Annotated in this window: 9 protein-coding genes; 4 read left to right on the top strand and 5 right to left on the bottom strand. The window is 73.4% G+C overall.

The genetic code is table 11. The features are described from left to right. Positions 1–21 precede the first annotated feature (21 nt). Positions 22–1380 (top strand): protein phosphatase 2C domain-containing protein, encoded by a 1359-nt coding sequence (locus tag ACZ45E_RS04460; RefSeq protein ID WP_468216408.1) that lies wholly within the window; start codon positions 22–24, stop codon positions 1378–1380. 75 nt (positions 1381–1455) lie between these two features. Next, positions 1456–3201, top strand: a complete 1746-nt coding sequence (locus ACZ45E_RS04455) for a pyruvate dehydrogenase (RefSeq protein ID WP_468216405.1) — start codon at positions 1456–1458, stop codon at positions 3199–3201. 48 nt (positions 3202–3249) lie between these two features. Here the strand turns inward: ACZ45E_RS04455 and ACZ45E_RS04450 are convergent, their stop codons facing one another. Further along, on the bottom strand, positions 3250–6324 hold the full coding sequence (locus ACZ45E_RS04450) for an alpha-mannosidase (RefSeq protein WP_468216404.1): 3075 nt from the start codon (positions 6322–6324) through the stop codon (positions 3250–3252). A gap of 255 nt (positions 6325–6579) precedes the next feature. Between ACZ45E_RS04450 and ACZ45E_RS04445 the strand changes: the two genes are divergently transcribed. Beyond that, positions 6580–7035, top strand: coding sequence for an ATP-binding protein (locus ACZ45E_RS04445; RefSeq protein WP_468216401.1), 456 nt, complete (start codon positions 6580–6582; stop codon positions 7033–7035). 51 nt (positions 7036–7086) lie between these two features. On the opposite strand, the gene ACZ45E_RS04440 is transcribed toward ACZ45E_RS04445, so the two are convergent. Both ACZ45E_RS04440 and ACZ45E_RS04435 read right to left on the bottom strand, forming a co-directional pair. Further along, positions 7087–8175, bottom strand: coding sequence for a DUF2637 domain-containing protein (locus ACZ45E_RS04440; RefSeq protein ID WP_468216399.1), 1089 nt, complete (start codon positions 8173–8175; stop codon positions 7087–7089). Positions 8176–8383: 208 nt separating this feature from the next. Next, positions 8384–9238: a (2Fe-2S)-binding protein gene (locus tag ACZ45E_RS04435; RefSeq protein WP_468216396.1), complete on the bottom strand. Its 855-nt coding sequence runs from the start codon at positions 9236–9238 to the stop codon at positions 8384–8386. 146 nt (positions 9239–9384) lie between these two features. Between ACZ45E_RS04435 and ACZ45E_RS04430 the strand changes: the two genes are divergently transcribed. Continuing rightward, complete coding sequence (locus tag ACZ45E_RS04430) at positions 9385–10155, top strand: GntR family transcriptional regulator (RefSeq protein WP_468216394.1); 771 nt, start codon at positions 9385–9387, stop codon at positions 10153–10155. 125 nt (positions 10156–10280) lie between these two features. On the opposite strand, the gene ACZ45E_RS04425 is transcribed toward ACZ45E_RS04430, so the two are convergent. Next, positions 10281–11057 carry a hypothetical protein gene (locus ACZ45E_RS04425; RefSeq protein WP_468216391.1) on the bottom strand — a complete coding sequence of 259 codons (777 nt, stop codon included), beginning with the start codon at positions 11055–11057 and terminating at the stop codon, positions 10281–10283. A 139-nt stretch (positions 11058–11196) separates the two neighbouring features. Then, positions 11197–12873: a PucR family transcriptional regulator gene (locus ACZ45E_RS04420; RefSeq protein WP_468216388.1), complete on the bottom strand. Its 1677-nt coding sequence runs from the start codon at positions 12871–12873 to the stop codon at positions 11197–11199. Positions 12874–12978: the final 105 nt, after the last annotated feature.

Raw genomic sequence — 12978 nt, 5'->3', positions numbered from 1 at the left:
CGTGCCGTGGACAATGAGGACATGAGCCAGCAGGGGGAGAGGCCCACCCGTCGCCCGGCCCGAGAGGACGACTGGTGGGGTCAGCTGTACGAAGACGCTGCCGCCGGCATCGCCGACGACACCGGACCGGCCCCGGCCGCGGACACCCTGGACGACCGTTTCGCCTCGGTCGGCGCGGTGACGGCTCCGCCGGACTCCGTCCCCGCGCCCCGCGCCCCGGACGGGCCCTCCCGGACCGCGGGGGAGGACGACGGCGACGTACGGCCCGACGCCGTCCACCCGGACGGGACCGACGGCCGCGAACCACCTCGCCCCGACGGGCCCGCCGATCCCGGACCGTCCGGGCCGGGCGCGCCCGCCGGCGCCGGTTCGCCGCTCCTCGCTCCCGCGGTGCCCGCGCCGCTCTCCGTCGCCTATGTGGGGGACGGGCCGCCCACCTACGACGCCGAGCCCACCACCCTGCCCGCCGCCGATCCGGACGAGCTCGGCGGCCTCGTCGCCGACACCGTGCTCGACGGGGCGCAGTACGGCAGCTGGACCCTGCGCGCCGCCTCCGTGCGCGGCGACTCCGCGCGCTACCGCGGCGAGCCCCGGCGGGACAGCCTGCTCACCGCCCGGTTCGGCAGCGGTACCGGCGCGCTCGTCCTCGTCGCCATGGCGACCGGCGCCCGCGCGACGCCGGGCGCGCACCGGGCCGGGGCCGAGGCGTGCGACTGGATCGGACGCGCCGTGGGGCGCAGCCACGCCCGGCTGGCCGAGGACATCAGGGCGGGCCGCCGCGGCGACCTCAAGTCGGGGCTGCAGCGGCTCACCGACCGCAGCCTCGGCAGGCTGCGGGCGGGCGCCGCCGAGCAGGGCCTGGACCCCGAGGAGTACGCGGCCGGCCTGCGCTGCCTGCTGGTGCCCGCCGACCCGGGGTGCAGGACCCGGGTCTTCTTCGGCGTCGGCGGCGGCGGCCTGTTCCGGTTGCGGGGCGGTGAGTGGCAGAACCTGGAGCCGCACGTGCCGAGCGTCGCCGAGCGGAGCGGCGCCCCCGTCGTCGGGTACGGATCGCCGCCGCCCGCCGAGACCCCGGGGGACGACCCGCTCACCATGGACCTGGGGATCACCACACCGCCCAGCCCCTACGAGCCGGCGCCCGAGCCGTCCCGCGACCCGTTCCGCTTCCGGGCCTCTGTCGCCCGACCGGGTGACACGCTGCTGCTGTGCACGGCGGGCCTGGCCGAGCCGCTGCGCGGCGAGCCCGACCTCTGCCGCCACCTGGCGAGCAGGTGGGCGGAGAAGGAGCCGCCGGGCCTCGCCGCGTTCCTCGCGGACGCCCAGGTGCGGGTCAAGGGTTATGCCGACGACCGGACCGCCGCCGCCGTTTGGGAGGCGTAACGGCGCCCCTTGTGAGCTCATGGAACCCACCAGCAGCGATCACGCAGCGATCGGTTCCGAAGGGGCACGTGAGTCATGGCCAAGCAGAACGTCGCCGAGCAGTTCGTCGACATCCTCGTCCGCGCGGGCGTCCAGCGCATGTACGGCGTCGTCGGCGACAGCCTGAACCCGGTCGTCGACGCGATCCGCCGCAACAGTGCCATCGACTGGGTCCACGTCCGCCACGAGGAGACCGCGGCCTTCGCGGCGGGCGCCGAGGCGCAGATCACGGGCAAGATGACGGCCTGCGCCGGCTCCTGCGGCCCCGGCAACCTGCACCTCATCAACGGCCTCTACGACGCCCACCGCTCCATGGCCCCCGTTCTCGCCCTGGCCTCCCACATCCCGTCCAGCGAGATCGGCCTCGGCTTCTTCCAGGAGACCCACCCCGACCGGCTCTTCCAGGAGTGCTCGCACTACAGCGAGATGATCTCCAGTCCGAAACAGATGCCGCGCGTCCTGCACACGGCCATCCAGAACGCGGTCGGGCGGTCCGGCGTCAGCGTCGTCACGCTGCCCGGTGACATCGCCGACGAGGAGGCCCCCGACCAGGGCACCGAGACGGCGCTCGTCACGTCCCGGCCCAGCATCCGCCCCGGCGACACCGAGATCGACACGCTCGTCAAGATGATCGACGCCGCGGACAAGGTCACGCTGTTCTGCGGCAGCGGCACCGCCGGGGCGCACGCCGAGGTCATGGAGTTCGCCGAGAGGATCAAGTCACCGGTCGGGCACGCCCTGCGCGGCAAGGAGTGGATCCAGTACGACAACCCCTTCGACGTCGGCATGAGCGGGCTGCTCGGGTACGGCGCCGCCTACGAGGCCACCCACGAGTGCGACTTGCTGATCCTGCTCGGCACCGACTTCCCGTACAACGCGTTCCTGCCGCAGAAGGACGTCAAGATCGTCCAGGTCGACGTGCGCCCCGAACACCTCGGCAGGCGCTCGAAGCTGGACCTCGCGGTCTGGGGCGACGTACGCGAGACGCTGCGCTGTCTGACCCCGCGCGTGCAGCCGAAGACCAACCGCCGCTTCCTCGACAAGATGCTGAAGAAGCACGCCGACGCCCTCGAAGGCGTCGTGAAGGCGTACACCCGCAAGGTCGACAAGCACGTCCCGATCCACCCCGAGTACGTCGCCTCCGTCCTCGACGAACTCGCCGACGACGACGCCGTGTTCACCGTCGACACCGGCATGTGCAACGTATGGGCGGCGCGCTACATCTCGCCCAACGGGCGGCGCCGCGTCATCGGCTCCTTCTCGCACGGCTCGATGGCGAACGCGCTGCCCATGGCCATCGGCGCCCAGTTCGTCGACCGCCGCCGCCAGGTGATCTCCATGTCCGGCGACGGCGGCTTCTCGATGCTGATGGGCGACTTCCTCACCCTCGTCCAGTACGACCTGCCGGTGAAGATCGTCCTGTTCAACAACTCCTCGCTCGGCATGGTGGAGCTGGAGATGCTGGTCGGCGGCCTCCCCTCGTACGGGACCACCAACAAGAACCCCGACTTCGCCGCCGTCGCCCGGGCCGCCGGGGCGTACGGCGTCCGGGTGGAGAAGCCCAAGCAGCTCGCGGGCGCCCTCAAGGACGCCTTCAAGCACAAGGGCCCGGCGCTCGTCGACATCGTCACCGACCCGAACGCCCTCTCCATCCCGCCGAAGATCAGCGCCGACATGGTGACCGGCTTCGCCCTCTCCGCGTCGAAGATCGTCCTCGACGGCGGCGTGGGCCGCATGGTCCAGATGGCCCGCTCCAACCTCCGCAACGTGCCGCGCCCCTGACCCGCCCGTACGCCGCCGCCCGGACCCGGCCGGGCGGCGGCGTACGGCTCACACGGGACGCAGCCGCAGCGTCAGGATCTGGAACGGGCGCAGGGACAGCGCCAGGCCGGTGTCCGAGGTGTCCGCCGGCTTCAGCGGGCGCTCCAGCAGGTCGGTCTCGTCGGCGCCCGCCACCGGGAACGCCGCCGTCAGCGTCGCCGTCGCGCGTCCGCCCCGCGACTCGTACAGCCGCACCACCACGTCACCGCCGCGGTCCTCGGCGAGCTTCACCGACTCGATCGTCACCGCGGGGTCGTCGACCGTGACGAGCGGCGGGACCGCGCCCGCCTCCGCGATCCGCAGCGGCAGGTTCAGCGCGAGCCCCCCGGCCACCGCGTCGCCCGTCGTGGCGCCCGGCAGCAGCGCGTACGTGAAGCGGTGCGTGCCGAGATCGGTCTCCGGATCGGGGCTGTGCGGGGCGCGCAGCAGCGTCAGCCGGACGGTCGTGCCGATGCCCTGCGCGTGCGGGACGCGCGTCACGTCATGGCCGTACATCGAGTCGTTGAGCAGGGCGACGCCGTACGACTCCTCGGCCACCCGCAGCCAGCGGTGCGCGCAGATCTCATAACGGGCCGCGTCCCAGCCGGTGTTGGCGTGCGTGGGCCGGTGCACGTGCCCGAACTGGATCTCGGCCGCCGACCGTTCGGCGTGCACGTCCAGCGGGAACGCCGCCTTGAGCACCTTCTCCGACTCCTGCCAGTCGATGTCGGTGACGACGTCGAGGCGGCGGCTGCCCGCGGCGAGCCGGTACTCCTGCGTGACGCGGGACGCCCCGAAGGCGCGGGTGACACGGACCGAGACGCGCAGTGGCCCGTCCTCGACCAGCTCCACCGACTCGGCGTCCGTGAGGTCGGTGCGGGTGTGCCGGTAGTGCGCGTCCAGGTCCCAGGCGTCGTACTGGGTGGGGTGGTCGGGGTGCAGCTGGAGGAGGTTGCCGCGGCTCCCCGGGGCCAGGACCTCGCGGCCGCCGTGCTCCAGGTCCCGTACGGAGGAGAGGAGCCCGTCACTGTCGACGGTGACGGCCAGATGCTCGTTGGCCAGCACGATCGCGTCGGCCTCGCGGGTCGCCGCGGCGTGGGCGCCGGGGCCGCGGACCTCACCGGCGGCGTCGGCCAGACTCCGGGTGCCGAGCCCGTCGACGCTCACGTGCACCAGCCGGCCGTCGTGCGCCACCACCTCGCTGCGCGGGTACGGGGAGGCGTTCAGCGCCGCCACCCCGCCGGACGCCTCGCCCCCGCCGAGGTGGCGTACCGCCTCGCGGGTGATCTCGTCCAGCTCGGCGAGGACGCGTGCGTAGGTGTCCCGGGCTTCCCGGTGGACCCAGGCGATCGACGAGCCGGGCAGGATGTCATGGAACTGATGCAGCAGCACCGTCTTCCACAGCCGGTCGAGGGTGTCGTAGGGGTACACGTACGACGGATCGCGCACGGCGGCGGCGGTGCACCACAACTCGGCCTCGCGCAGGGCGTGTTCGGAGCGCCGGTTGCCCTGCTTCGTCTTCGCCTGCGTCGTGTACGTCGCCCGGTGCATCTCCAGATACAGCTCGCCCGACCAGACGGGCGCCTTCGCCCCGTACTCCGCGTACGCCGCCTCGAAGAACGCCGACGGCTTCTCGATCTCGACGCGCGGCGAGCCTTCCAGGGAGCGCAGCCGGCGCGCCTTCTCCAGCATCTCGCGGGTCGGGCCGCCGCCGCCGTCGCCCCAGCCGAACGGGACGAGGGAGCGCGAGGCGCCGCCCTTCTCCGCGAAGTTCCGCTCGGCGTGCGCGAGTTCACGGGCGTGGAACTGCGCGTTGTAGGTGTCCACGGGCGGGAAGTGGGTGAACACGCGGGTGCCGTCGATGCCCTCCCACCAGAACGTGTGGTGCGGCATCTTGTTCGTCTGGTTCCAGCTCAGCTTCTGCGTCAGGAACCACCTGGCGCCCGCCAGCTTCGCCAACTGCGGGAAGGCGGCGGTGTATCCGAAGGAGTCCGGCAGCCAGATCTCCTCCGTCTCCACGCCCAGCTCGTCCCGGAAGAACCGCTTGCCGTGCACGAGCTGCCGTGCCAGCGCCTCGCCGCCCGGCATGTTCGCGTCCGACTCCACCCACATCGAGCCGACCGGCGCCCAGTTGCCGTCCGCCACCGCCTTCTTGATGCGCTCCCAGATGTGCGGCTGGTGCTCCTTCACCCACGCGTACTGCTGCGCCTGCGAGCACGCGAAGACCAGCTCCGGGTAGTCGCGGGCCAGCGCCGTGACGTTCGCGAACGTGCGCGACGCCTTGCGGACCGTCTCGCGCAGCGGCCACAGCCACGCCGAGTCGATGTGCGCGTGCCCGGTCGCCGAGACCCGGTGCGCGCTCGCGTGGGCCGGCCGGGACAGGACGTCGGCGAGCTCCGCGCGGGCCGCCGCCGCCGTCCCGGAGACGTCGTGCAGATCCAGTACGTCCAGCATCCGTTCCAGGGCCCGCAGAATGTCGTGCCGGCCGGCCCGGCCCGGGTCCAGCTCGTGCATCAACTCGGAGAGCACCTCGACGTCGAGCACCAGATGCCAGACGTCCTCGTCGAGTACGGCCAAGTCGGCAGAGCGGAATCGGTAGATGGGGTGATCTCCGGCGGTCAGCACGTCACCGAGGGGCGTGGGCTCGAAGTCGCGCAGCACCGTGGGGTTGGCCGCCGCCTCCAGCAGCAGGTGGACCGGTTCGCCGCCGGTGGCGGACGCCGCGATCGTGAGGTGCCGGTTGCGCGGATGGATGCCCTTCAGGGGCACGCCCGTGGCGTCGTACAGCAACCCCTCCGCCTGGAAACCCGGACCCTGCCCGGAGAAGCCGGGGTCCACCACCGCCTCCACGCGCCGGTCGGCCCACTCGGCGGGCACCTGCCCTTCGAGCCGGAACCAACTGGTCGACCAGGGTTTCCCCCATGCGGAGCCGGACGCGAAGGGCTCGTACGTCCCTTCCAGCGCCTCGGCCACGGGTACGGGCTCGCCCGGCGTGTGCCAGACGCTCAGCGTCAGCGGCGCCCGCGCGGCGTACTGCGCCGGTCGCACGAACTGGCGCATCGCCCGTTCGAGTCGGCCCTCCACGAGGTGTCGGTCGTCGTGCACGGCGGCTCCTTGTCGGTACTCGTCCTGCGGCGATCCCACGCTTCCTTCCCCGCGCGGCCTGTGGACACCCGTGGGTGGTGGACGAATCAACAAGAGTGCCGACATGCCCAATGGGCATGCATCCCCGTGTACGCGTTCGACAGACAGGCCGAGCAGCACGAGTCCAGAGCGAGGGAAGGCATCGGGATCGGCGTGTGGGCGGGGGTCATGAAAGGGCAGGTACCGGGGGACAGCCCGACGAGGGGCGGGGTCTCCATGAGACGTACGGAGAAGGCCGACGCGAACAGAGCCGCACGAACCGCACAAGGGGAGGGACCGCCGACGCAGCTGAAGCGGATGCTCGGCAAGGCGGATCTGAAGGCGGTGCCGGAGACCCGGCTGGCACTGCGCGAACTGCTGAGCCAGTGGGGCAGGCCGGGAAGATCGGAGATCGCCGAGCTGCTCACCAGTGAGCTGGTGACCAACGCGCTGGTGCACACGGACCGCGACGCGGAGCTCACGGCGACAGTGGGCCCGCGCGGCCTGCGGGTCGAGGTCCGGGACGACGCGGAGCGCAAGCCGAAGCTGCGCGTACCGATCGCCGACGACGGTACGAACGGCAGGGGCCTGGTCCTGGTGCAGTCCCTCGCGGACGCCTGGGGCGTGGTGATGCTCGGCGCGGGCGGCACCGGGAAGGTGGTGTGGTTCGAACTGGACGGCGGCACCGCGTGACGTTCGCGTCACGACAGTGCCGCCGCACCTTTCGGTGGAGCTGACGGAGCCTCAGCCGAACTGCTGCTCCAGGTCTTTGAGCTTTCGCTCCAGCGAATCCAGCCGGGGCAGCGCCTGGGTGTCGTCCTCCGCCGTCAGATCGACGGTGGCGGACTGCGGTTCAGTCGTGCCCCTGACGGCCTGGAGCGAGGGCCTGGCGCGCAGGGGAAGCTGGTCCTGCGAGGGCTCCGGCGGTGGGCTGCCGGGCGATATGGCAGGCTCCGCGCCGTTCGGCCCGGAGCCCGCCGAGGCCGTCACGGCGGGCACCTCCACCTGGCGCCCGCCGCGCCCGCCGAACGGACGGTGCCCACGGCTGAGCGCCCGTAGCTGCGCGCGCTCCAGCTTCCCGTGCTCGCGCCGCCGCATCCGGTCCTGCGTCTTCTGCCGCTTGTCCTCGCGCACCTCGTCGACCGCCTCGTCCAGTGTCCGTACGCCCTCCAGGAGCATCAGCGACCAGGCGCTGTACGTCTCCCGGGGTGCGCGCAGCCATCGCACCATCCGGATCTGCGGCAACGGCCTCGGCACCAGGCCCTGTTCGCGCAGCGCCGCGCGGCGCGTCTGCTTCAGGGCGCGGTCGAAGAGCACCGCCGCCGACAGGGACATCCCCGCGAAGAAGTGCGGGGCGCCCGCGTGGTCAAGCCCGCGCGGCGCGTGCACCCAGTTGAACCAGGCGGCGGCGCCCGCGAACGTCCACACGAGTATCCGCGAGCCGAGCGCGGCGTCACCGTGGCTGGCCTCGCGCACGGCGAGCACCGAGCAGAACATCGCGGCGCCGTCGAGCCCGAACGGGACGAGGTACTCCCAGCCGCCGGTCAGGTTCAGGTTCTGCCGGCCGAAGCCGACGAGGCCGTGGAAGGAGAGCGCGGCGGCGACGGCGGCGCAGCAGAACAGCAGCACGTACGAGGCCGAGCCGTAGACCGTCTCCTTGCGTCTGCGGCGGTCCTCGCTGCGCTCCCACGACGCGTCGGCGGACGACGCCCCCTTCTTCCCGGCGTCCCCGGAGCGCTTGCCGCGCGCGAGCACCGCAACCGCCGCCAGCAGGCCCAGGAGCAGCACGGCGCCCGGAAGCAGCCAGTCAAGCGATATGTCGGTCAGTCTCATCAGGGGTCCCCTGCCTAGCGATAGGGCGTTTCGGGCGCCATATTGGCCCAGCCGCCCGGGCCCGCAGGGGGATTCGGGACAAGAGAACGCCATTGGAGTGCAAGGGGGCGCATAAAACGGCCGTACGCTCGAACTCCCGGAGCAGGAACGGAAGTTGAGTTCGATTTACGTCACCCGGACGAGTGGTTCGGCCGGGTGCGGGTTGCGTTCAGACCGCGGCGGATTCCGTGAGGCGCGCGATGCGGTCCGCGTCGCACGTGCGCGGGCAGGTCACACAGGTGTCCTCCGGGCGCAGCGTGTAGAAGAGGCAGCAGCTCGCGCGGTCGCGGGTCGGCAGCGTTTCCCCGTTCGGGCCGGTCAGTTCGCGGAACGCGGCCTTCCCGACGTACGGCTTCGTCGTCCCCGGCAGCAGCTCCTCCAGCTCGGTCATGGCCCGGCCCTCCTCGCCGAGCAGATGGCCGACGTACCAGAGGCCCTCGACGATCTCGTCCGTGGCCATGCCCCACAGGGCGCGCGGCCCGCGCCGCATCCGGGGGCCGAAGCCGGTGAGGACGGGCCCCAGGTGTTCGGCGACGGCCGCCCGCAGCTCGGCGCGCAGGGCCTCCTCGTCCGGGACGACGTGCGCGCCGGGCAGGCTCGCCGCCGGGTCCCCGGGCAGACAGGCGAAATCGGTGACGCGTACGGCCATCCGGCCCAGCGCCCGCTGGAGCGAGACGTTCGCGACGGGGAAGCGCGGCACGCGGCGGTGGAGGAACCAGGGGACCGTGATGAGCAGGCAGGCGGGCCACGCGTAGCGGTGCAGGCCGAAGCTGGCGATGACGTCGGGCCGGGCCTGCTGCCCGTAGTCCTTGAGGACCTGCGCGTCGTCCCAGGAGAGGAAGGCGTCGAGCGCGGCGCCGCCCTCGGCGAGCTGCCGGGCGCCGACCCAGCCGGCCTCCCCCGGCAGCGGTTCGTGCGGGCCGAACTCGTCGATGCGCAGGCTCGGGAACACCTCGGTGAGGCGGGCGTACGCGGCCGAGACCGCGGTGTCCGTCGCGGCGTGCGCCGGGGTGAGGAGGGTCATGCAGTGACCACCGAATCACGATCGTTTGCAGGTAAGCCTTACCTTACCCGATGGGACCGGGGTTTGAAGTGTGGGCCGAGCGCCCTATCGTTCTGGTTGAGCATGGGACAAACAGCCGGTAACGGCCAGGAACGGCGGCGAAGGGGATGAGCGGGGTGGGGCAGGCCAGCACGCGTCCGGCACACGGCTCCGCGGCGGCATTCGGGGTGCCCGGGCAGCGGTCGGCCGCCGCCTGGGCCGGGGCGCCGCCACAGACTTCCGCGCCCGGGCCCAGCCGGGGTGAGCACACTCACAGCGAGCCGCCCGCGCCGCGGCTCGCGGTGCGCGGGACGGTCGAGCGGACCTCCGTGCGCGGGCAGGTGCTCGACGCGCTGCGGGCCGCGCTCGTCTCCGGCGACCTCGCGCCGGGCGAGGTGTACTCGGCGCCGGTCCTGGGCGAGCGGTTCGGGGTCTCGGCCACGCCCGTGCGCGAGGCCATGCAGCAGCTGGCCCGGGAGGGCGCCGTCGAGGTCGTGCCGAACCGGGGGTTCCGGGTCGCCGAGCGGACCGCCCGGGAGCGGGCAGAGCTGGCCGAGGTGCGCGGCCTCGTCGAGGCCCCGATCGTGCTCCGGCTCGCCCGGACGCTGCCGGCGGAGCGCTGGGCCGCCGTCCGGCCGAGCGCCGAGGCGACCGTCGCCGCGGCGGCCTGCGGCGACCTCGCGCGGTACGCGGAGGCCGACCGGGCGTTCCACCGGGCCCTGTTGGCGCTCGCCGGGAACGAGCAGCTCGTGCGGATCGCCGACGATCTGCGGCGCCGCGTGGTGTGGGCCGGGTGCGACCTGATGGCGGACGCGGCGCAGCACGTCGCCCTGCTGGACGCGCTGGAGGCCCAGGACCTGACCGCGGTCGGCGCCCTGGTGCGGGAGCACTTCGGCTGAGCCGGATCCCGCCGCGCGTGCGGGGCGGGATCCGGGGCCGGACCTCGCGACCCGCGCCTGGGGCCGGACCTCGCGACCCGCGCCCGGCGCCGGGCCCCGCGACCCGCGCCCGTAGCGGTCGCCCCTCAGGCCGCCGCGGGCAACGCCCCCGCCAGCCACGTCGGCACGCCCCCGAGCAGCCGGAACAGCCGCCCCGCCTCCGCGCGCAACCGCGCCGACGTCTCCGGTTCGGGTTCCGCCTCCGCGAGGGAGACCAGCGCCGGAGCCGTGCCCACCAGGAAGCCGAGCTCCTCGCGCAGCCGCAGCGACTCCGCGAAACCGTGCCGCGCCTCCGCCAACTCGCCCTCGCGCAGCGCCAGTCCGGCCAGATGCCGCCAGGTGAAGGAGAGCAGCAGCGGGTCGTCGTGGGCCGTCGCGCCCGCATGTGCCCTGCGGTACGCGGCCCGCGCCGCCTGTGGTGAGCCGGCCAGGTTCTCCGCCAGCAGGCCGCGGCGGAAGTCGAGCAGCGGCCGGGCCGCCGCGCCGGGGGTGAGGAGCGCCGCCGCCCGGCCGAACGCCGAGCGGGCCTCGTCGACCCGGTCCCGTACCTTCAACAACGTAGAGGAATAAGCGAGTTGGCCGCGCTCGCAGGCCGCGGCGCCGCGCTCGTCGTCCGTGTGGGCGACCGCCTCTGCGGCGCGCAGCGCGTCCTCCGCCTCGGCCCAGCCCTGCTCCGTGTAGAGGCAGCGCTCACCGAGCAGCGCCGCGCGTTGCAGCGCGGCGGCGGGGTCCGTCGGCGCGTGCGCGTCGAGCAGCGCGGCGGCGTCGGCCCAGCAGGCGCGCGAGCGCAGCCGCCATACCGCGGTCTGGAGTGGATCGTCCCCTGCGTTCGTTCCCGTACCAGACATGGCGGTATGCGCCACGTTGCCCTCCCCGAGCACGCCGTCGAGCCGAGTTGTCGTGGGGCATCTCAGCACGGATCACGGCACCCGGCCAAGAGGGTGGGTGAAAGATTTCACAAAGGGAGGGTGTCGGCGGGCGCGGCTCGCGACCGCCGACGTGTCAGCTCATGCGCAGGGCGAGGAAGAAGTCCAACTTGTCTTCCAGGCGCGAGAGATCACGGTTCGTCAGCTGCTCGATCCGGCCGACGCGATAGCGCAGGGTGTTGACGTGCAGGTGCAGGCGGCCCGCGCAGCGGGTCCACGAGCCGTCGCAGTCGAGGAACGCCTCCAGGGTCGGGATCAGCTCCGCGCGGTGCTTGCGGTCGTACTCGCGCAGCGGGTCGAGGAGACGGGCCGTGAACGCGCGGCGCACGTCGTCCGGGACGAACGGCAGCAGCAGGACGTGCGAGGCCAGCTCCTGGTGGCCCGCGGCGCAGACCCGGCCCGTACGGGCGGCCGCCACCCGGCGGGCGTGCCGGGCCTCCTCCAGGGCGCCGCGCAGCCCCTCCGCGGAGTGCACGGCCGCGCTGACGCCGATCGTCAGGCGGCCGTCGTCCGAGAGCCCCGCCGCCAGCGGGTCCCGTACGGTCGCCAGCAGCGAGTCCGCGATGAGGCCCTGCTCCGAACCGTCGTGCTCGGCCGAGACCGCGGGCAGCGGGACGAGCGCGACGGCCTCGTCGCCGGTGTGCGCCACCGCGATCCGGTCGGACGGCTCGGACCCCGCGGAGAGCGGGTCGACCAGGATCTCCTCCAGGAGGGACTGGGCGACGGGGCCGCCCTCGATCTCCCCGCCCTCCCACTCGACGCGGGCCACGACGACCTGCCAGTGCGGGGCCGCGCCCAGGCCGGGCAGCAGGACCGGGGCCGTCACACGCAGCCGCGCGGCGATCTCGGCCGGGGCCGCGCCCGTCTGGACCAGCTCCAGGACCTCCTGGGCGAGCCTGCGGCGCACGGTGCGGGCCGCGTCGCGGCGGTCGCGTTCCACGGAGATCAGCTGGGTGACGCCCTGGAGCAGGTCGAGCCGCTCCTCGGGCCAGTCGCCCGCGTCCGCCTCCACGGCGAGCAGCCAGTCGGAGAGGACCGTCTCGCGGACGTCACGGGAGGCGAGGACCGCGTTCCGGCCACCGGAGCGGATCCCGAAGACCGAGTACGTCGTGTTCCCGACCGTGACCCGGTGCGGGGCGCGGCGGCCCGCGCGGACCGCCGACAGGTGCTCGGCGGCCAGCCGGGCACAGACGTCGGCGGGCAGGTCGGGGCCGGTCGCGTTCGAGCCCGCGATGGCGCGGCCCGCGGGGGAGAGCACCCACGCCCGCAGGTCCAGGTCGCTGCCGAGCAGGTCGAGCACGACGTCGGGGCCGCCGCCCGCGGGGCCCGACGTCATCAGGCGCCGGTGCCGGTCCACCACCGCGGCCAGGTCGCCGGCGCGCTCGCCCGAGACCTGGCGCACGACGTGCTCGGTGATGGTCGCGAACGCCACCGACTCGTTCACCGCGAAGAGCGGCAGGCGGTGCCGGACGCACGCCTCCACCAGGTCCTCGGGGACCGCGCCCAGCTCGGCCTCGCCGGCCGCGAGCGCCGCGACGCCCGCCGCGGCCAGGATCCGCACGAACGGCTCGGAGTCGGTGGTGTCCCGGCGCCAGGCGAGGCCCGTGAGCACCAGCTCACCCCCGGACAGATAGCGGCTGGGGTCCCGCAGGTCCGTGGTCATCACGCCGCGGACGGTGCGGTCCAGCTCGTCGTCGCCGCCGAGGAGCCTGAGGCCCAGCGCGTCCGTGTCCAGCAATGCGCGCAGCCGCATGTCGTCGTCGCCGCCGATCTGTCTCGAACTGTTTCCTGGGTGTCAGCAGGAAAACGGAGAGGTTACTGATGTTCTCCGTTCATACGAATCTACAAGACACCTGTG

The organism is Streptomyces sp. NPDC030991, assembly GCF_055571235.1.
The sequence above is the reverse complement of the archived record's forward strand: the minus strand, read 5'-3'. Positions and strand labels throughout refer to the sequence as shown.